This is a genomic window from Skermanella rosea (assembly GCF_016806835.2).
GTDB classification, from domain to species: Bacteria; Pseudomonadota; Alphaproteobacteria; order Azospirillales; family Azospirillaceae; genus Skermanella; species Skermanella rosea.
In genome coordinates this window covers 2,895,128-2,914,848 of sequence record NZ_CP086111.1, presented here as the reverse complement: position 1 = coordinate 2,914,848, position 19,721 = coordinate 2,895,128, and the positions used below count along the sequence as shown (strand labels likewise).

Below are 19,721 nucleotides of genomic sequence, written 5' to 3'. Positions count from 1 at the left end.
GTCCGGTCAGGCCGCCGCCGCGGCGGAGGACGGTTCCTGGCGCAGCACCTGGGTGATCTGGGCCATGATCGCCAGCGCGATCTCGGCCGGCGTGACGGCGTCGATGGCGAGCCCGACGGGAGCGTGGATGCGGGCGATCTCGGCTTCGGTGAAGCCGGCCTCGCGCAGGCGGTCCACCCGCTTGCCGTGGGTCTTCCGGCTGCCCAGGGAGCCGACATAGAAGGCCGGGGAGCGGAGCGCCACGTGGAGCGCCGGATCATCCAGCTTGGGATCGTGGGTCAGGGTGACGATGGCGGTGCGGCCGTCGATCGCGAGCTGGTTCAGCGCGTCGTCGGGCCATTCGCCGTTCATGGAGATGCCGGGAAAGCGCGCGTCGGTCGCGAAAGCCCGGCGCGGATCGACCACGACCACGTCGTATCCCGCCAGCGACGCCATCGGCGCCAGGGCCTGCGCGATGTGGACGGCGCCGATGATGATGACCCGCAGCGGCGGGTTGAACGAGTGGATGAACAGTCGGGCGTCGCCGATCTCCACGATGCCGCTGCGGTCCTCGCGGAGGAAGCGGCGCACTTCGGCCAGCTCCTCCCGGTCAAGGCCGAAGCCGCCGTGGGTGACGTCATCGTGGACCAGCGTCTGGAGGCCGGAGCCCAGGTCCGTGACCAGGGCCACCGGGCATTTCTCGGCGCGCGCCCTGACCAGGCGCTGAAGGATGTCGGTCTTCATTCCACCGCCTCGACATAGACCTGGACCTTGCCGCCGCAGGCGAGGCCGACTTCCCAGGCCTGCTCGTCGGCGACGCCGAAGCTGAGCATGCGCGGCTCGCCGTCCTGCATGGCCTGCATGGCCTCGTGGACGACGGCCCCCTCGATGCAGCCGCCCGACACGGAGCCCTGCATGGCGCCGGTCTCGTCCACCACCAGCTGGCTGCCGACCGGCCGGGGGGAGGAGCCCCAGGTGGAGACCACGGTCGCCAGTGCTACGCGCTTTCCCTCGGCCCGCAGCGCCGCCGCGATCTCGGGGATGTTGTTTTCGTACGTCATGCTGAAGCCACCTCCGCTAGCCATCGCGCCATGCCGCCGTGGCGCCGGGGTCCGACATGATCGAGCACCTTCGCCAGGTCGGCGAGGCTTGCCAGGTTGTGGACCGGTCGGAAATCGTCGACATGGGGCATGATGGCCCTGATGCCACTGGATTTCGGCTCGAACCCCTCGTAGCGCAAGAGGGGGTTCAGCCAGATGAGACGGCGGCAGCTCTTGTGGAGCCGCTCGATCTCCTCGCCCAGCCCTTCGGCCGCGTCGCGGTCCAGCCCGTCGGTGATCAGGATGACGACGGCGCCCTGGCCCAGGACCCGGCGCGACCAGACCCGGTTGAATTCGTGCAGGCTCCGCCCGATGCGGGTGCCGCCGGACCAGTCCTGCACCGCGCCGGAAACCTTCTCCAGCGACACGTCGATGTCCCTGTAGCGCAGGTACCGCGTCACGTTGGTCAGCCGGGTGCCGAACAGGAAGGTGTGGACCCGGTCGCGGTCGTTGGTCACCGCATGCAGGAAGTGGAGCAGCATGCGCGAGTAGCGGCTCATGGAGCCGGAGATGTCGCACAGGACGACCAGTGGCGGGTGGCGTTCCCGCCGCCGCTTGGTCGCGAGGTCGATCACGTCGCCGCCGGAGCGGAGCGTCTGCCGCAGGGTCGCCCGGAGGTCGGCGCGGCGGCCCAGGTGGCTGAGCTGGAAGCGCCGGGTCGGGACGGTCATGATCGGCAGCGTCATGCGCTTGATGACCGATTTCGCCATGGCGATCTCGGCCGCCGACATCTTCTCGAAATCCATGGTCTGGATCAGCTCGCGGTCGGACCAAGTCAGCGAGGCGTCGATCTCGATCTCCTGGTCCTGCTCGCCGCCGTCACCCTCTCCGGGCTTCGGCTTGTTGGTTTGCAGCGCCTCGGCTAGCCGGCGCGACATTTCAGGCCCTTCCTGCTTCAGGTCCGCCTTCAGGGTGGGGAGAAGCAGCGCCATCATGCGCTTCAGGATGTCGGGATTGCGCCAGAAGACGTGGAACGCCTGGTCGAACAGCTCGCGCTGGTCACGGCGGTTGACGAAGACTGCGTGCAGCGTCCAGTAGAAGTCGCGGCGGTTGCCGATGCCGACGGCCTCCACCGCCTCCAGCGCCTGGAGCACCTTGCCCGGGCCGATGGGAAGACCGGCGGCGCGCAGGCAGCGGGCGAAATGCATGATGTTGGCGGACAGGCGTCCGCCGTCGATCTGGATGTCCGGCTGGCTGTCGCTTGTGTCTTGGACCATGGCGGCCTCAGGCCGGGTGGGCGGCGGACAGCTCGGCCTTGACCTGGGTCAGGATGCGGTTCGCCTCGCTGCCTTGGATCTTGGCGATGTCGTCCTGGTACTTCAGCAGGGTGCCCAGCGTGTCGTTGATCGTGTCCGGGTCCAGTTCGAGCCGGTCGAGCTGGGTCAGGGCCTGCGCCCAGTCCAGGGTCTCGGCGACGCCGGGCAGCTTGAACAGGTCCATGCCGCGCAGGCGCTGCACGAAGCCCACGACTTGGCGGGACAGGTGCTCGGGCACGTTCGGCGCCTTTACCCGGAGGATGTCCTGCTCGCGGGCCGCGTCCGGATAATCGACCCAGTGGTAGAAGCAGCGGCGCTTCAGAGCGTCGTGGATCTCGCGCGTGCGGTTGGAAGTGATGATGACGGTCGGCGGCTGCTCCGCCTTGATCGTGCCGATCTCCGGGATGGTGATCTGGAAGTCGGACAGCACTTCGAGGAGGTAGGCTTCGAATGGTTCGTCGGTGCGGTCCAGCTCGTCGATCAGCAGGACGGGCGGGCCGTCGGCCCCGGTCTCCAGCGCCTGGAGCAGGGGGCGCTTGATCAGGAACTCGGGGGAGAAGATGTCGCCGCCAAGGCTCTCGCGGCTCTTCTCGCCGGTCGCCTCGGCCAGGCGGATCTCGATCATCTGGCGGGCGTAGTTCCACTCGTACACCGCGGAGGCGACGTCCAGGCCCTCGTAGCATTGCAGCCGGACCAACCGGCGGCCGAGCGTGGCGCTCAGCACCTTGGCGATCTCGGTCTTGCCGGTGCCGGCCTCGCCTTCGAGGAACAGCGGGCGGTTCAGCTTGAGGGCGAGATAGAGGGCCGTCGCCAGCGACCGCTCGGCGACGTAATCGCCACGCTGAAGCAGCTCCAGTGTTTCATCGACGGAGGCGGGCAGGGGATTTGTCATGATCTCGGTGATCTCAATGGGATGTCGGGTCCGGCGGACGTCCGGGGATCCTTTGCGCTTTGCATCGCGTCGATGTTCAGGCGCTGGCCGCGACCGCCCGCTTTGCCATGACCTTGACCAGACTGGCCCGGTACTCGGCGCTGGCATGGATGTCGGCGTTCAGCCCGTCGGGATCGACCGTCAGCCCGTCCAGCGCCGCCGGGTTCAGGCCGCCGGACAGGGCCTGCTCGGCCTCGGTCCAGCGGTACACCGATGGCGCGGCGCCGGTGACCGCCACCCGGACCCCTCCGCCGGTCTCGGCGACGAACACGCCGACCGTGGCGTAGCGGCTGGCCGGGTTGGGAAACTTGACGTAGGCCGCCTTGCCCGGCCTCGGGAAGGACACCGCCGTCACGATCTCGTTCGGCTCCAGCGCCGTCTCGAACATGCCGGTGAAGAAATCCTCCGCCGCGATCTTCCGCGTCGTGGTGCGGACGGTGGCGCCCAGCCCGACCAGGGCGGCGGGATAGTCGGCCGAGGGGTCGTTGTTGCAGATCGACCCGCCGAGGGTGCCGCGGTTGCGCACCTGGGCGTCGCCGATCCCTTCCGCCAGCTTCGCCAGCGCCGGGATCAGGCGCCTGACCACGGCGCTCGCCGCCACCTCGGCATGCGGCGTGGTGGCGCCGATCACCAGGGTGTCGCCGTCCTCGCAGATGCCGCGCAACTCGGCAATGCCCCCCAGGTCGACCACGTCGCTCGGCTGGGCCAGACGCTGCTTCAGCGTCGGGATCAGGGTCTGGCCGCCGGCCAGGATCTTGGCGTCCTCGTTGCCGGAAGCGAGCTGGGCGGCTTCGGCCAGCGTCGTCGGGCGGTGATACTCGAATGCGTACATGGCTCTGTCCCTCCCCGCCGCTTACTCGGCGGCCTTGGGAACGCCGGCGCGCATCGCCTCCGCCCCCGCCAGCACGGCCTTGACGATGTTGTGGTATCCGGTGCAGCGGCAGATGTTGCCCTCCAGCCCCTCGCGGACGGTCGTCTCGTCCAACTGCCCGTGGGTCTGCGCCAGGTCCACGGCGCTCATCACCATGCCGGGCGTACAGAAGCCGCATTGCAGGCCGTGATGCTCGCGGAAGGCCGCCTGCATCGGGTGCAGCGTGCCGTCGGCCGCCGCCAGGCCCTCGATCGTGGTGACTTCCGCGCCCTCGGCCTGGACCGCCAGCATGGTGCAGCTCTTGACCGAGCGGCCGTCCACATGGACGACGCAGGCGCCGCACTGGCTGGTGTCGCAGCCGACATGGGTGCCGGTCAGTCCGAGATGGTCGCGCAGAAGCTGCACCAGCAGTGTGCGCCCTTCGACCTCGCGCGATACGGACTTGCCGTTAACCTGCAAGGAAACGGTTGGCATGAGTCTCTCCCCCTTGTTGGCCGACCCGACGATAGTTCCGCCTGCCGGGCGGCAGCTTGTTCCACTGCCTTGTTCCACCGGCAACAATTCCGCATGACAGGCTATGAGAGCGGGTTGGGCAGGTCAAGCGATCCCGGCGGCAGTTCCGCGGTGGGTACCGGGCGGGTCAGGTGCTGTTTATCCATATCAGCCTTATCCGCGGTAGGAATCACGGGTAAACTCCGCTGCGGTTTCTTTCTCATTTCGGCTGGCCGACATGGTTCAACAACCGTAGGCCGGGTGCCGCTTCGCTCTACCCGACCTACGGGTATACGACTATCTCAAGCGACAACTTTGAGTTGTAGCTCAACAGGGTTGAAGTCGCACGTTCATGTGGCCTGATGCTGCGCTCACCGCAATGCGTCAGGCCTTGAAGCGGCCGGGGATCAGGTAAAAACCCAGAGAAGGGCGCCGACCATGACGATGACCAGCGGAATCCAGATCATCGGCTGCAGGCCGCGGCTCTGCTCGGCCGTGGCGGGTGCCGGAGCTTCCGTCCGGGCGGGTGCCGGCGGCGGGACGGCCGCCGTCTCGCTGCTCAGGGCGGCGGCCGGCTGCACCAGGGTGTCCTCGACCGCCGGGGAAGCTGAAGCCGCCGGGGACTCGACGACGGGGGAGGCTTCGGCCCTGGACGCTTCGATCACCGCCGGTTCCGCGACCGGCGCATCCGCCGGGCGGCCGACCACCTCGGTGAACTTGGCGAAGAAGTCGTCCGCCATCTTGCGCGCCGTGCCGTCGATCAGGCGGGAGCCGATCTGGGCCAGCTTGCCGCCGACCTGGGCGTGGGCTGTGTAGGTCAGCACCGTGTCGGGACCGGCGTCGGCGAGGTTGACCTTGGCCCCGCCCTTGCCGAAGCCGGCGGCCCCGCCGCTGCCCTCGCCGGTGATGGTGTAGCCGTTGGGAGGATTGATGTCGCTGAGCGTCACCTTGCCCGCGAACTTGGCCTTCACCGGGCCGACCTTGGCGGTCACCTTCGCGGTCATCTCGGTGTCGGACTGCTTCTGGATCTCCTCGCAGCCGGGGATGCATTGCTTCAGGATCTCGGGATCGTTGAGCGCTTCCCAAACCCGCGAACGGGGTGCGGAGATTCTGTATTCTCCGGTCATGTCCATGATGTCGTTCCTCGCGTCGCGCCGAAAGCTGGGCCGAGGGACCGTAATCCGCGGGTAGGCGGCGGACAAGCACCGTTGCGTGTTGTTGTTCTATGTGGCAAATCGCCCGTGCGGCGATTACCCTCGCAATTGCGCGTGAGAAAAATTCATAAGTCCGGGAGGTTGATGATGAAGAGGATGCTCCTTGCCGCCGCGACGGCAGCATTCATGGCGGTCGGCGTGGCCGCGCCGGGGACGGGCGGGGCGAGAGCCGACGAGTTCGTCAACGTCCTGACGGGCGGCACCAGCGGCGTTTATTATCCGCTGGGCGTGGCGCTCTCCAAGATCTATGCGGACAAGATCCCCGAGGCTCGGACCTCTGTCCAATCGACCAAGGCGTCGGTCGAGAACCTCAACCTGCTCCAGCAGGGCCGCGGCGAGGTGGGGTTCTCGCTCGGTGACTCCGTCGCCGCCGCGTGGGCCGGCGACGAGGAGGCCGGCTTCAAGAGCAAGCTTTCCAAGATCCGCGGCATGGCCGCGATCTATCCGAACTTCATCCAGATCGTCGCCCGCGGCGACAGCGGGATCAAGACGCTTCAGGATCTGAAGGGCAAGCGGGTCTCGGTCGGGGCGCCGCGCTCCGGCACCGAGCTGAACGCCCGCGCCATCTTCAAGGCCGCCGGGATGACCTACGAGGACTTCGGCAAGGTCGAGTACCTGCCCTTCGCCGAGTCGGTCGAGCTGGTCAAGAACCGCCAGATCGACGCCACGCTCCAGTCCGCCGGCCTGGGCGTCGCCTCGATCCGCGACCTCGCCGCGACCAACCCGATCACCATCGTGCCGATCCCGGCCGACGTCGTGTCCGGCGTGGGCAACCCGGTCTACGTGGCGGAGACCATTCCGGCCGGCACCTATGACGGCCAGACCGAGGATGTGCCGACCGCGGCCGTCGTCAATTTCCTGGTGACCCATACCGGCGTCAGCGACGACCTGGTCTACCAGATGACCAAGTCGATGTACGAGAACCTGGGGGCGCTGGCCTCGGCCCATGCGACGGCCAAGGACATCAAGCCCGAAGAGGGCGTCAAGGGCATGCCGATCCCGCTGCATGCCGGTGCCGAGAAATACTTCCGCGAAGCCGGCATCTTGAAGTGACGATGCCGAAGCCGACCGCCGTTCCCGGGGCGATCCCGGGGGCGGCGTCCGTCCCGCTCCTTTCCGACGCCTTCCGGAGGTAAAGCCGCATGGCGGCCAATACCGAAGCCGAGATCCTTCAGCCCGGCCACGGTCCGGCGGAGACTTCCAGTCCGCTGCATGCCGGGCCGACCGACAGGTCTACGTCCACCGGGAAGGTGATCTTCGCGATCGCGGTGGTCTTCTCCCTGTTCCAGGTCTACACCGCATCCTACACGCCGCTGTCCAGCCTCGTGGTCCGGTCGCTGCACGTGGGTTTCCTGCTGCTGCTGACCTTCGCCCTGTGCGCCTCGCTCCGGCGGGGGCGCGGCGGCGCGTTCTGGACGGACTGGGCCATCGGCGTCCTGGGTTTCGCAATCGGGCTCTACCACTGGTACTTCGAGAATGATCTGCTGCTGCGGGCCGGCGATCCCAGCACGACGGACATCGTGGTCGGGTTCGTCGGCATCGCGCTGGTGTTCGAGGCGGCGCGGCGGATCATGGGCATCGCCCTGCCGATCGTCTGCGGCGTCTTCCTGGCGTACGCGCTGTTCGGCGAGTACCTGCCGGCGCCGCTGGACCATCGCGGCTACGGCTTCGACCAGGTGATCGACCAGATGTTCCTGGGCACGGAGGGCATCTACGGCACGCCGATCTTCGTGTCCTCGACCTATATCTTCCTGTTCATCCTGTTCGGCAGCTTCCTGGAACGCGCCGGGATGATCAGCCTGTTCACCGACGTCGCGATGGGGACCGTGGGCCACCAGCGCGGCGGTCCCGCGAAGGTGGCCGTGGTGTCGTCGGCGCTGATGGGCACGATCAACGGCTCGGGCGTCGCCAACGTGGTGACCACGGGGCAGTTCACCATCCCGCTGATGAAGCGTTTCGGCTACCGCCCGGCCTTCGCCGGCGCGGTCGAGGCGACAGCCAGCATGGGCGGCCAGATCATGCCGCCGGTGATGGGCGCCGTCGCCTTCATCATGGCCGAGACGATCAACGTTCCCTACGTGGAGATCGTCAAGGCGGCGATCATCCCGGCGATCCTGTATTTCGCGACCGTGCTGTGGATGGTCCACCTGGAGGCCGGCCGGCTCAGCCTGATGGGCCTGCCCAAGAAGGACTGCCCCAGCCCCCTGGCCGCCATTCGGGAGAAATGGTACCTGGTGCTGCCGCTGGCAGTCCTGGTGTACCTGCTGTTCTCGGGCTACACGCCGCTGTTCGCCGGCACCGTGGGGCTTGGATTGACGGCCCTGATCATCCTGGGAACGTCGGTCGCGTCGCTGCTGGGACCATTGGCACTCCGCGTCGTCTTCTGGATCGTGCTCGGATTCGCGGCATCCGCCTTCTTCCAGTACGGCATCACGGCCGTCTACCTGCTGATCCTGGCGCTGATCGCGGTGAACCTGGTTACCCACGGCGGGCGAGAAACCCTGAAGCTTTCCATCGAGAGCCTGGCCGAGGGTGCCCGCAACGCTCTGAGCGTCGGCGTCGCCTGCGCGCTGGTCGGCGTGATCATCGGCACCATGACCCTGACCGGGCTGGGATCGAACTTCGTCCGCGTGATCGTGTCGGTGGGCGAAGGCAGCCTGTTCCTCAGCCTCGTGCTCACCATGCTGACCTGCCTGGTGCTGGGCATGGGCATCCCGACCATCCCCAACTACATCATCACCAGCTCGTTGGTGGGGCCGGCGCTGCTCGATCTCGGGGTGCCGCTGATCGTCAGCCACATGTTCGTGTTCTATTTCGGCATCATGGCCGACCTGACCCCGCCGGTGGCGCTGGCGGCCTTCGCTGCCGCCCCGATCGCGCGGGCCGGCGGTTTGCAGATCGGCCTGCAATGCATGCGCATAGCGGTCGCCGGCTTCGTCGTGCCCTTCATGGCGGTCTATGCGCCGGCCCTGATGCTCCAGACCGACGACCCGATCGCCACCGTCTACATCGTCGTGAAGGCGCTGATCTCGATCGGGCTATGGGGAGCCGCATCGATCGGCTATCTGCGGGCCCGGCTGAACGTGCTGGAGCGGATCTGGGCGACGGCGGCTGCATTCCTGCTGGTGGTGGCCCTGCCGATCACGGACGAGCTCGGGCTTGCCCTGTCCGCCGCCTTCGTCGCGTTCCACTGGTGGCGGACGCGCAAGGCCGTGGAAGGACAGCGGGTTGACCGGACCGTCTGATCGATGGCGGCTCCCGTGATCGCCCTGTGCATCGCCCTGGCCGGCGCTTCATCCGCGGGCGCGCCGCTGGCGCGCCTTCCGGTCGAAGCCTTCTCCCTGGGATGGACCCACTCGGTCGAGAGGATCGAGTGGCGCGAGGACTGGCGCATTTCGGACGGGCGCCTCCTGGTCGAGGAGGCGCGCGTGCGCGGCAGCGGCGCCGGGATGGAGGTGCCGGAGGGCGCCAAGCTGGTCGACGGCTCCTGGGTCTTCCGGCCCGGGGTTCCGCCGCTCGACCGCCTCGACCTCGCCAATTCCGGCTTCACCGCCGACTACCGCCTCTGTTCCGCGGAGGGCTGCCAAGATTTGGCAGCCCTTACCGGGGTCACGGACCGGCCCCTGACGCTTTTCGCCTGCCCGGCCGGATAAGGGCAGGCTTTCAGCTTGGCTTGTCCCTTATCCGGCGGCATACTCCGCCGCCTTACCGAGTGGCTTGTCGAAAATTGCCGAGATTCATGGAAAGCGACGTGACAGCACCCCTCCGCCGCATCGTGGGTGCGCCCGGCGCCCTCGTTGCGCTGATCATCTCCTGCCTCGTGCTCACCTTCCCCGGTCTCGCGGCAGCGGCCGAGGCGGTGGGGGAGCATGGCGGCGCCCCCCATCTGGAAGGGGCCGCGCTCGGGCTGATATGGGTCCTGCCGTTCGCGGGGATCCTGCTCTCCATAGCACTCTTCCCGCTGCTCGCGCCGAACATCTGGCACCATCATTTCGGCAAGATATCGGCCTTCTGGGCGCTGTCCTTCCTGGTCCCGTTCGCCCTGACATATGGATTTGACCTCGCCCTTTACGAGGTCCTCCATACCGTCCTGCTGGAATACATCCCGTTCATCGTGCTGTTGCTGGCCCTGTTCACCGTGGCCGGCGGGGTCCGGGTGACCGGAAGCCTGGCCGGCACGCCGATGGTCAATACCGGGATGCTGTTTCTCGGCACCGTGATCGCGAGTTGGATGGGCACGACCGGGGCCGCCATGCTGCTGATCCGCCCGCTGCTGAAGGCCAACGAAGGGCGGCGCCACAAGGTGCACGTGGTCGTCTTCTTCATCTTCCTGGTCGCCAACATCGGCGGGTCGCTGACACCCCTGGGCGACCCGCCGCTGTTCCTGGGCTTCCTGAAGGGCGTCGACTTCTTCTGGACGACGCGGCACATGCTGCTGCCCATGGCGCTGATCTCCGCAATCCTGCTGGCGATCTTCTTCGCCATGGACAGCTTCCTCTATGCCAAGGAACCGCCTCGGAAGGAGAAGCCCCGGGACGCCGAGAAGCTGGGGATCGAGGGCGGGATCAATATCCTGCTGCTGGGGGGCGTGGTCGCCGCGGTGCTGCTCAGCGGCGTGTGGAAGCCGGGCATCGGTTTCGAGGTTTACCATGTGCATGTGGACATCCAGAACGTCGCGCGGGACGTCCTGCTGATCGGCATCGCGCTGTTGTCGCTGAAGCTGACCAGCAACGAGAGCCGGCAGCTGAACGCCTTCAGCTGGTTCCCGATCCTGGAAGTCGCCAAGCTGTTCGCCGGGATCTTCCTGACGATCATCCCGGCCATCGCGATCCTGCGCGCAGGAACCGACGGCGCGCTCAGCGGCATCGTCACCGCCGTCACGACGCCGGACGGGCAACCGGTCAACTACATGTATTTCTGGGCGACCGGCGTCCTGTCGAGCTTCCTGGACAATGCGCCGACATACCTGGTGTTCTTCAACACGGCGGGCGGCGACCCGATGCACCTGATGCACGACGTGCCGAACACGCTGTTGGCGATCTCGGCCGGCGCGGTGTTCATGGGCGCCAACACCTATATCGGCAATGCGCCCAACTTCATGGTCAAGGCGATCGCGGAGGAGCGAGGAGTCAACATGCCCAGCTTCTTCGGCTACATGGCATGGTCGGGGCTGATCCTGGTGCCCCTGTTCGCGCTGACGACGGTGGTGTTCTTCCTGTAGGGGCGTGACGGGCGCCGACGGGTCCTGTTGGGGCTGTGCCGGCCGGCGGAGGCCGGCTGTTCCGCAACCGAGGTCCGGAGGACTCACATGACCAAAGGCACGCACAGCGAGGAGATCGATCCCTTGGGCAAGCCGACCCACGGGAACGAGCAGCCGATCGGAACCGGCCCGAACGCCCGCAACAGGATCGAGGCGGAGCGGCAGGGCCAGGACAACAAGGCGAAGGGTGCCGAGGGACGCAAGGCCGGAACCGGCCAGTCCTAGGCGTCGCATCGACCGCCGGTGCCGGCGAAGGAGACCGGCACCGGCGTCCAGGCGTCAGTGCGACATCAGGACGGGCAAGTCCATGTGGCCCAGGATATGCCTGGTCACCCCGCCGATGATCAGCTCGCGCAGGCGGGAGTGGCCGTAGGCACCCATCACCAGGGCATCGCAGTCCAGTTCCTGCGCGACCTGCAGGATGATCTCGCCGACGCTCGCGTCGTTGTCGTTGATGTTGTTGCGCAAGCCGACATTGACGCCGTGCTTGACCAGGTATTCGCAGATCTCCTGGCCCGACGAGTCGGGCTTGCCCGGCCGCTCGATGGTCAGGACGGTCACGGCTGCGGCGTCGGACAGGAAGGGGATCGCGTCGCGCACGGCGCGACCCGCCTCGCGCGTGTTCTTCCAGGCGATCAGCGTGTGCTTGCCGGAAGTCGGGATCCGCCGCTCCCACGGCAGGACGATCGTCGGGCAGACGGCCTGCATCGGAAGCTGGTCGGGAATCTGGAGCCGGACGCGGTCCTCCAGGTTCGCGGGATGCGACTGGCTGACCACGGCCAGATCGACGAACGGGGTCCGCCGGGCCAGCAGGGCCACGTGGTCGCCCTCCTCGACCCGGAAGGAGTAGGTCACGTCGGCGCAATGGTTCCTGACCTCGTGCTCGATCTCCTCCGCCTTCTCGTGGGCGATGGCCGTCGCCTCGGCGAGGTAGGCGTAGGAGGCGCCCCGGCCGGTGATCCCGGCCGGCATCGTGACGGGAGTCGCGATGTACAGGATCTCAAGATAAGCATCGAAGCGCTTGGCCAGCTCGATCCCGCGGTGCAGGCGGTCGGCGTGCTGCTCGTCGTTGGCCATGTGAAGCAGGATGGATTTGATCGGCATGGCTGGACGCTTCTCCCCGGAGTCATTTGTGGCGGTAACGATAGCGCCCCGTGCCGCGAGGTGGCAACGTTCGCTTGTCAGGATGCGGATTCCGCTTTCTTCTTCGACCCGATCCTGGGCTCCTCGCCTTTGAGCAGGCGGCGGATGTTGGCATGGTGGCGGATATAGACCAGCACCGCGATGAAGGCGCAGAGCTGGCCTACCTGCGGCCCCGCGAAGTACCAGCCGGTCAGCGGGCTGATGCCTAGTGCCACCAGTGCCGACAGGGAAGAGTAGCGGAGCGCGAAGGCGACCAGCAGCCAGGTGAGGCAGGCGATCACCCCGACGGGCCAGGAGACCGCCAGCAGCACGCCGAGGGCGGTCGCCACGCCCTTGCCACCGTTGAAGCCGAGCCAGACCGGAAAGGTGTGCCCGAGCATCGCCCCGGCTCCCGCCAGCACGGCCGTGTCGGGGCCGAACTGACTGGCAACCAGCACGGCGAAGGCGCCCTTGCCGCTGTCCAGGACCAGGGTGAGGGCCGCGAGCGGTTTGTTGCCGGTGCGCAGGACGTTGGTGGCGCCGATATTGCCGGAACCGATCTTCCGGATATCGCCGTAGCCGGCGATCCGGGACAGCACCAGGCCGAACGGGATCGACCCCAGGAGATATCCCGCGATGGCGGCGGCGAGCAGGTAGGGCCAGGAGAAACCCCAGCTTATCGGATCGGGCATGCTGCTGAATTCCGGTTGATCGAGGGGATCATGCGTCCAGGTCGAAGACGGTGACGCCGCCGACGATGGTGCGGGTGGCGCGGCCGGTGACGGGACGACGGTCGAAAGCCGAGTTGCGGGAGCGGCTTCGGAAACGGGCGACATCGACCCGCCACAGCCGGTCGGGGTCGAAGACGGTGAGGTCGGCGGCTCGCCCCGGGGCGAGCCGCCCCAGCGGCAGGCCCAGCAGGTCGGCCGGATTGCAGGTCAGGGCGGCCAGGGCCCGCAGCAGCGGCAGCTTGCCGTTATGGACCAGTTCCAGAACCAGCGGCAGCAGGGTTTCCAGTCCGACGATGCCGCAGGCGGCGTCGACGAAGGGAACGTCCTTGCGGTCGTCCGGCTGGGGCCTGTGGTCGCTGGCGATGGCGTCGATCGTGCCGTCCGCGAGGCCTTCCACGATGGCGCGGCGGTCCATCTCCCCGCGAAGCGGCGGGGACAGCTTGGCGGCGGTTCGGTAGCCGATCACGTCGGTCTCGGTCAGGGCGAAGTAGGCCGGCGCCGTGTCGCAGGTGACCGGCAGGCCGCGCCGCTTGGCGTCGCGCAGGACATCCACCGCCGCCCCGGTCGACACATGGGCGACATGGTAGCGGGTCCCCGTCAGCTCGACCAGGCGCAGGTCGCGTTCGATCAGGATGACCTCGGCCTGGGCCGGGATGCCGGGCAGGCCCATGCGGGTCGCCACCTCGCCGGCATTCATCTGACCGCCCTCGGCGAGGCTGGGTTCCTCCGGGTGCTGGACGACCGGGCGACCGAGGGCGCCGGCATAGCGCAGCACGCGGAGCATGACGGCCGCCTCGGCGATCACGGCTTCCCCGTCCGTGAAGGCCAGGGCGCCGGAGCGGGCGGCGAGCCCCATCTCGGCGAGGCCGCTCGCGCCATCGGTGGCGCGGCCGTAACGGTAGACCCGGACGGGGGAGCCGGTTTCGTCGCCGCCCGGCGGCAGGCAGACCATGGCGGTGACGCCGCCGGCGGCGGCGGCCTCGTGGGTCGCCTCCTCCCGTTCGCCGGTTGTCACCCGCATGTCGATCAGGCCCGGCGCCAGGCACTGGCCGCCGAGATCGATTGCTTCGATCCCGTCCGGCACGCCGTCGGCCAACAGGCCGGGACCGAAGTCCGCGATCGTCCCGCCCTCGGTCAGCAAGGTTCCCACGGCATCGAGGCCGGTGGCCGGGTCCAGCAGCCTTGCGTTCCGGTACGCCATGCGCCGCGCCATCACGCGACCTCGCGGGTGACGTGGTCGAGGCAGGCGGCGATCGCCGAGGCGAGGGTCGCCTGATCGGCTTCGATCAGGGGCGCCCCGGCATCGATACAGTAGATCTCGTCGAACTCCCGCTGCGACGGAACGAGGGTCCCGAGCGACCGCCGGACGTCGAGCGGGTAACGGACCACCGCGTCGGCCCTGCGAAGGCCGTCGGCCGGGACGTGATGGACTTCCGCGCCCAGCCGGTCGATGTCCGGCGGCAGCAGGGTCGGCGGTGCCACCACGCGGACGAAGGCGCCCAGCGCGTTCAGCATGTGGATCGAGGAGAATGCCGCGCCGTGGTGCAGGATATCGCCGGCGAGCACCACCACGCGGCCCCGCAGGTCGCCGAGGCGGCGGCGCATCGCCACAGCGTCGGCCAGCGCGTGGACGGGATCCTCGTGGCCGCCGTCTCCCGCGTTGACGATCGCGCAAGGGGCGCGACTCGCCACCCACGAGGCGCCGCCGGGTCGGGCATGCCGGACGAGCGCCGCCGCGCAGCCCGAAACATCACCGGAAGGCTCGCCGCCGAGGCGGCGCACCGCCGTTTCGAACGCCGCCCGGAGGGAGTCGTCGCCGGCCGGGAACAGGCCGCCGGCGCGGCGCCCGGCGAGCGGCCGATCCGTCGGCGGATCGTCGGCACGGTCGAGCAGGATTGTCAGCTCCGCGGCCGCCATGCCTTGCAGGGCCAGCAGATGGCGGGGGCGACCGGGAGCGCGCGGCGGGAAGGTCATGATGGGGCGGGACTATAAGGACGCGGTTCCCGCCCTGCAATCACCTAGAAATAAGCGATCAGCCGCCCCAGGGTCGCGGTGCCCGCCCAGGCTGCGGCCGACACGAAGGCGCCTGCCACTGCGAGGCCGGGTGACGGAAGGTCGGTGTTCCAAGTCTCCACCCCCCGCCAGGGTATCAGGTGGAAGACGACTATGTTGACGAGGCCCAGCCCGATCAGGCCCAGCTTGTAGACGAAGACCGGATTGTTCCAGACGGCCGTGGCATCGGCGGTGAACAGCAGGAAGCCGGTCACGGCCGCCACCGCGAACCCGCCCGCGGCGATCGGCAGCAGGAGGCGCGCCAGCGCGGCGAGGGGCAGCGATCGCGCCACGCCCATGATGCGCAGGTCGAAGGCGAAGATGCTGCCGACCATGGCGACGACCGCCAGCACGTGCAGGACGTTGGCGGCGGGATAGAGCCAGAGGGCCTGCCGGAGCGTCTCGCCCAGCGCGGAATGCTCCAGCGCGAGAGCCCAGCCAGGCCCGGTGCCGGCGTGCTCCATCAGCGCAGTTCGACCGACTTGCCGTCGACCCGGATCCGTTCCGCCCGCAGTTCGGCCGGTTCGCCCTTGTGGACATAGCCGTCGAGGCTGACCGTCTGTCCCTGGCGCAACGTGCCGTCCGGCAGCCCCCGGGTGGTCATGCGGGACGGCGGGGCCAGCACGATGAACCAGGTCTTGCCCTGGGACTCGAGCTGGATCGAGGCGTGGGGATTGGCGAAGGACACGGACTGGACGGTGCCGTCCAGGGTCGTCAGCGCCGTGCTGTCATAGCTACCCCAGCCATGGTGCGCCCAGGCGGCCGGCGTGGCGGCGAGGACGAGCAGGACCGCCGCCGCGGCCAGCGTCTTGCGTGAGTTCGGAAGGATCATCGGGAACTCCCGGTGCAGGACTGTCGATGTGCCTAATATAGGGCTGGATAGCGGACGGGAGCGGTTCTTTCGGCGGTTTCGGCGCCCTCTCGCATACCCCTTTCGATAAAGTATCCGCTGAAGCAAAATCCATGAAGATCCAATTCGATTTCTTCTTTTACTGTCGAAGATTGTGAGGCGTTTCACTGAATCCAGGGTTTCTCTTGTGCTTTGGTGCGCTCCTCGAAACAGAGGAGGCGATGGCATGCGCAACATGACCGTGAGGCTCAAGGGGCTTTCGTTGCTGACGCTGGCCCTGGCGCCCCCCGCCGTGATCCTGGGCGGCTTGGTGTTCGCCGGCAAGCTGGTATTCGATGCCGGGCAGGCGACGCGCGATAGGATCGAGACAGTCGTCGAGACCGTGAACACAGAGATCGTACCGAGGCTTGAAGCGATCGGCCGGACCTATGGCGGGATGGCCGATACCCTTGACCGGCTGAACGGTCAGATCGACGGGGTTTTCGTGAAGCTGGGAAGCATCCAGGATCTGCGGATCGAGGCGGGGCAGCTCGGCTTCGCCGGCGCGCGCCAGATCCAGGTACCCTCCCGCACGGTTTCGTTCGGATCCGGCTTCGCCAAGATCGACGTGGAAACGGGAAAGCTGCTCAACGAGACGCTTCCGGCCATCCGCATCCCCGACCGGCCCGTCACCATCCCGATCGGCCCGTTGCGCGAAGCCTTCGCCCCCTTGGGGCCGGGCGGCCCGATCGGCCGGGCCGTCCAGGCGGCCCAGGGGGAGATCGGCAAGGCGGTCGGCGAGGTGAAGAGGCTCGGCGAACCCGTGGGCGCCCTGGTCGACACGGCGGCCGGCTGGTTCGGCCCGCTCCGGCAGACCCTGGCCACGTTGGGGTTCGTGATCACGGCGATGGCGTCCGCCGTGGTCCTGCTCATCGCGCTTTATGTCGGCGCCGGGATCTGGCTGGCGGTGCGCCGCCGCGCCGAGGCTGCCGCCGCCTACCGGACCGGCGGCGAACTGGGCTACGTCCTTTATGTCCACCGCACGCTGATCCTCGACGGACTGGCCCAGCTTCGCGGGCGCGACCCGTCGGCCAAGCCCCCGGCCGATGACTTGAGCAGGGTTGTCGAGCAACTCCGTGCCGAGGTGGCCGACCTGCGCGCGGAACTGGGCCGTACCCGCATGGCTGCCTGCGCGGCCGAGTGAGGGAGAACGCGCCCTTCGGGGCGGCGATCCGACGGAGGAAACAACGATGTCCAGGATGAATGGTCCCGATCAGGCCGCGCGCCGCGCGGCACCCGTCGCCACGGCCTGCATGGCGGCGGTCCTTCTCACCGGCTGCGTCACCGGTCTGGCCGGCGGCGAACGCGCCTCCGTCCATCCGCCGGTGACCGGCCGGGTCCAGGCGGAGCCGATGGCGCAGGCGGTCTATCCCGTTGTTGCGACGGCGCCGCCGGTGTTCCTGGGGCCCGCGGCGGCGGAATGGCAGGCCATGGACATGCTGGCGAAGGCGGTCGGCGAGACGCACAAGGAGATGTGGGAGAAGTGCGCCGCCTTCTGGGGCGAGGAGAACGCTCTCCTGCCGTCGCGCAAGGAATGGGTCTTCTATGACGACGGCTGGCTGAGCCGCGGCGTCTCGGACTTCGAGCACGGGGAGTTCCTGGCGCAGGTCCTCGTTGAGCCGGGAGGCGATCCGGAGGCGGGCGAGGCGGCGGGGATCGAGCGCCTCCGCAAGGTCGTGGACATGGCCCTGACCGACACGCCGGCCGACCTGCCGGGGCGCGACCGGGTCATGAAGGAGGCGATGGACCGAGTGGAGGAGCAGGGCATGCCCTTGCCCCCGGACTGGGCGGAGGAGGCCGGCCCGGAGGCGGACGGCGGGCCGGCCGTGCTGGCCGGCATCCTGCCGGCCGACACTGCCCGGCGCCTGTCGTCCGGAACGGTGACGAGGACCGCGGTCGTCGGCGAGGACGGCCGGGAGCGCACCATGCTGAGCTACAGGGTTCCCTTCACGGAAGGGGCCTATGCGAAGCTGGCCGAGCGGTACGCCGAGGCGGTCTTCCGGGAAGCCGGCGAGTTCGACATCCCGCCCTCGCTGATCCTCGCGGTCATGGAGACGGAAAGCGCCTTCAATCCGCGCGCCCGCTCCCACATTCCCGCTTTCGGCCTGATGCAGCTGGTGCCGACCAGCGGCGGGCTGGACGCCCACCGGTTCGTCAACGGCGAATCGGCTCCCATGCTGATCCCCGAGTCGCTGTACGACGTCGATACCAACGTCAAGCTCGGCACCGCCTACCTGAAGCTGCTCGACACCCGCTACCTGAGGGACGTCGATCATCCGGAAAGCCGTCTCTACGCCTCCATTGCCGCCTACAACACGGGAGCCGGCAACGTGGCGCGGGCTTTCAACGGCACGACGAACATCGGCCGGGCCGCTCCCCTGATCAACCAACTCCCGCCGGAGGAGGTGTTCGATCATCTGAGCGAGCAACTGCCCTTCGAGGAGACCCGGCGCTACCTCGTGAAGGTGACCGAGGCCCGACGGCGCTATCTTGACTGGGACCGGGTCGCCGCGGACGCGCAACTGGCGGCCCGGACCGTCGAGGACACCGAGGCGGAGACGCGGTGATCAGACGATGCCGGCCTCCCGCAGGCGCCGGATCTCGGCCTCTTCCAGCCCGAGCCAGTCGCCGAACACCTCGTCGGTATGCTGGCCCAGCGTCGGCGGGGCGTGGCGGTAGTCGACCGGCGTGTCGGAGAACCGCATCGGGCTGCCGAGGAGATGGATCGGTTCCGGTGTCAGCGGATGGGGCAGGGCGATTTCCATGCCCCGTTCCTTGACCTGCGGGTCGTCGAAGACCTGGTCGATCCGGTTGATCGGGCTGCACGGCACGCCTAGGGGTTCCAGGCCCTTGAGCCAATGGTCCCGCGGCATGGTCGAGATCAGCTGGCGCAGGACCGGTATCAGGTCGTGCCGATTGCGCACGCGAAGCTCGTTGGTGGCGAAGCGCGGGTCGGTCGCCAATTCCGGCCGGCCGGCGAACTGGCAGAACCGGGCATACTGCCCGTCGTTGCCGACGCCCAGGATGATGTATCCGTCGGAGGCCGGGAAGGCTTCGTAGGGAACGATCGTCGGGTGCGCGTTGCCCATGCGGGGCGGCGTCTCGCCGCTGGTCAGGTAATACTGGCCGGCATAGGACAGCCAGGCGACCTGGGTGTCCAGCAGCGCCATGTCGATATGCTGGCCCTTGCCGGTCCGGGTGCGGTGGTGCAGGGCCGCCAGGATCGCGACGAGGCCGTACATCCCGGTCATCAGGTCCGCGATGCCGACGCCCAGCTTCTGCGGGTCGCCGTCCGGCTCCCCGGTCACGCTCATGATGCCGCCCATGGCCTGGACCAGGAAATCATAGCCCGCCCGCGGGGCATAGGGGCCGGTCTGGCCGAACCCGGTGACCGAGCAGTAGATCAGCCCCGGAAACTCGTCCTTGAGCTGGTCGTAACCGAGATTGTAGCGGCTCAGCGTCCCGACCTTGTAGTTCTCCAGCAGGATGTCGCTTTGAGCGATCATCCGGCGGGCCAGGGCCTGCCCTTCCGGCTTGGTGAAATCCAGGGTGATCGAGCGCTTGTTGCGGTTGGCCGACAGGTAGTAGGCGCTCTCGGTCGTGTCGTTGCCCTCCGCGTCGCGCACATAGGGAGGACCCCATTTCCGGGTGTCGTCGCCCAGGCCCGGCCGCTCGACCTTGACCACGTCGGCGCCGAGGTCGCCCAGCACCTGGGTGGCGCTGGGACCCGCCAGGACGCGGCTCATGTCGAAGACCTTCAGCCCGGCGAGCGGACCGGAAGGGGCGGGGCGGGCGGTCGATGTCATGGACGGTGCATCCGGCAG

21 protein-coding genes are annotated in these 19,721 nt (G+C 68.2%); 7 read left to right on the top strand and 14 right to left on the bottom strand.

Annotation, left to right across the window (positions count from 1 at the left end; translation table 11 throughout):
• Positions 1-6: 6 nt before the first annotated feature.
• The 7 genes from JL101_RS13455 to JL101_RS13425 all read right to left on the bottom strand — a co-directional run bounded on the left by JL101_RS13455 (position 7) and on the right by JL101_RS13425 (position 5,762).
• Entirely contained in the window at positions 7-723 is a 717-nt protein-coding gene (locus JL101_RS13455; protein WP_203095540.1) for an XdhC family protein, read from the bottom strand.
• Positions 720-1,040, bottom strand: a complete 321-nt coding sequence (locus JL101_RS13450; protein ID WP_202680265.1) for an XdhC family protein — start codon at positions 1,038-1,040, stop codon at positions 720-722. The genes JL101_RS13455 and JL101_RS13450 overlap by 4 nt, the downstream gene beginning before the upstream one ends.
• Complete coding sequence (locus JL101_RS13445; protein ID WP_203095539.1) at positions 1,037-2,296, bottom strand: vWA domain-containing protein; 1,260 nt, start codon at positions 2,294-2,296, stop codon at positions 1,037-1,039. Before JL101_RS13445 ends, JL101_RS13450 begins: the two co-directional genes overlap by 4 nt.
• A 7-nt stretch (positions 2,297-2,303) precedes the next feature.
• Positions 2,304-3,227: an AAA family ATPase gene (locus JL101_RS13440; RefSeq protein ID WP_203095538.1), complete on the bottom strand. Its 924-nt coding sequence runs from the start codon at positions 3,225-3,227 to the stop codon at positions 2,304-2,306.
• A 76-nt stretch (positions 3,228-3,303) separates the two neighbouring features.
• Complete coding sequence (locus JL101_RS13435; protein ID WP_203095537.1) at positions 3,304-4,098, bottom strand: FAD binding domain-containing protein; 795 nt, start codon at positions 4,096-4,098, stop codon at positions 3,304-3,306.
• A 21-nt stretch (positions 4,099-4,119) separates the two neighbouring features.
• Positions 4,120-4,611, bottom strand: a complete 492-nt coding sequence (locus JL101_RS13430) for a (2Fe-2S)-binding protein (RefSeq protein WP_203095536.1) — start codon at positions 4,609-4,611, stop codon at positions 4,120-4,122.
• A gap of 425 nt (positions 4,612-5,036) precedes the next feature.
• Positions 5,037-5,762 (bottom strand): SRPBCC family protein, encoded by a 726-nt coding sequence (locus JL101_RS13425; RefSeq protein WP_203095535.1) that lies wholly within the window; start codon positions 5,760-5,762, stop codon positions 5,037-5,039.
• 165 nt (positions 5,763-5,927) lie between these two features.
• On the opposite strand from JL101_RS13425, the gene JL101_RS13420 reads away from it, so the two are divergent.
• The 5 genes from JL101_RS13420 to JL101_RS13400 all read left to right on the top strand — a co-directional run bounded on the left by JL101_RS13420 (position 5,928) and on the right by JL101_RS13400 (position 11,328).
• On the top strand, positions 5,928-6,896 hold the full coding sequence (locus tag JL101_RS13420) for a TAXI family TRAP transporter solute-binding subunit (RefSeq protein ID WP_323374732.1): 969 nt from the start codon (positions 5,928-5,930) through the stop codon (positions 6,894-6,896).
• Positions 6,897-6,985: 89 nt separating this feature from the next.
• The gene (locus JL101_RS13415; RefSeq protein ID WP_203095534.1) at positions 6,986-9,088 is read left to right on the top strand and encodes a TRAP transporter permease; all 2,103 of its coding nucleotides are present in this window, start codon (positions 6,986-6,988) and stop codon (positions 9,086-9,088) included.
• 3 nt (positions 9,089-9,091) lie between these two features.
• On the top strand, positions 9,092-9,496 hold the full coding sequence (locus JL101_RS13410; RefSeq protein WP_203095533.1) for a DUF1850 domain-containing protein: 405 nt from the start codon (positions 9,092-9,094) through the stop codon (positions 9,494-9,496).
• Between the two features lie 98 nt (positions 9,497-9,594).
• Positions 9,595-11,064: a sodium:proton antiporter gene (locus JL101_RS13405; RefSeq protein ID WP_228435439.1), complete on the top strand. Its 1,470-nt coding sequence runs from the start codon at positions 9,595-9,597 to the stop codon at positions 11,062-11,064.
• Positions 11,065-11,151: 87 nt separating this feature from the next.
• Complete coding sequence (locus JL101_RS13400; protein ID WP_203095531.1) at positions 11,152-11,328, top strand: hypothetical protein; 177 nt, start codon at positions 11,152-11,154, stop codon at positions 11,326-11,328.
• A 54-nt stretch (positions 11,329-11,382) separates the two neighbouring features.
• On the opposite strand, the gene JL101_RS13395 is transcribed toward JL101_RS13400, so the two are convergent.
• From JL101_RS13395 to JL101_RS13370, 6 genes are all read right to left on the bottom strand, one after another.
• Positions 11,383-12,207 (bottom strand): universal stress protein, encoded by an 825-nt coding sequence (locus JL101_RS13395; protein WP_203095530.1) that lies wholly within the window; start codon positions 12,205-12,207, stop codon positions 11,383-11,385.
• A gap of 77 nt (positions 12,208-12,284) precedes the next feature.
• A complete protein-coding gene (plsY, locus tag JL101_RS13390) occupies positions 12,285-12,917 on the bottom strand; it encodes a glycerol-3-phosphate 1-O-acyltransferase PlsY (RefSeq protein ID WP_203095529.1) in 633 nt (210 codons plus the stop codon).
• Positions 12,918-12,945: 28 nt separating this feature from the next.
• Complete coding sequence (locus JL101_RS13385) at positions 12,946-14,169, bottom strand: dihydroorotase (protein ID WP_203095528.1); 1,224 nt, start codon at positions 14,167-14,169, stop codon at positions 12,946-12,948.
• The gene (locus tag JL101_RS13380) at positions 14,169-14,930 is read right to left on the bottom strand and encodes an aspartate carbamoyltransferase (protein WP_203095527.1); all 762 of its coding nucleotides are present in this window, start codon (positions 14,928-14,930) and stop codon (positions 14,169-14,171) included. Before JL101_RS13380 ends, JL101_RS13385 begins: the two co-directional genes overlap by 1 nt.
• A 44-nt stretch (positions 14,931-14,974) precedes the next feature.
• Positions 14,975-15,472 (bottom strand): hypothetical protein, encoded by a 498-nt coding sequence (locus JL101_RS13375; protein ID WP_203095526.1) that lies wholly within the window; start codon positions 15,470-15,472, stop codon positions 14,975-14,977.
• On the bottom strand, positions 15,472-15,840 hold the full coding sequence (locus JL101_RS13370) for a DUF6152 family protein (RefSeq protein WP_203095525.1): 369 nt from the start codon (positions 15,838-15,840) through the stop codon (positions 15,472-15,474). The genes JL101_RS13375 and JL101_RS13370 overlap by 1 nt, the downstream gene beginning before the upstream one ends.
• Before the next feature lie 244 nt (positions 15,841-16,084).
• On the opposite strand from JL101_RS13370, the gene JL101_RS13365 reads away from it, so the two are divergent.
• Both JL101_RS13365 and JL101_RS13360 read left to right on the top strand, forming a co-directional pair.
• A complete protein-coding gene (locus tag JL101_RS13365; protein ID WP_203095524.1) occupies positions 16,085-17,041 on the top strand; it encodes a hypothetical protein in 957 nt (318 codons plus the stop codon).
• Positions 17,042-17,087: 46 nt separating this feature from the next.
• A complete protein-coding gene (locus tag JL101_RS13360) occupies positions 17,088-18,464 on the top strand; it encodes a transglycosylase SLT domain-containing protein (protein ID WP_203095523.1) in 1,377 nt (458 codons plus the stop codon).
• Here the strand turns inward: JL101_RS13360 and JL101_RS13355 are convergent, their stop codons facing one another.
• Positions 18,465-19,703, bottom strand: coding sequence for a CaiB/BaiF CoA transferase family protein (locus tag JL101_RS13355; protein WP_203095522.1), 1,239 nt, complete (start codon positions 19,701-19,703; stop codon positions 18,465-18,467).
• Positions 19,704-19,721: the final 18 nt, after the last annotated feature.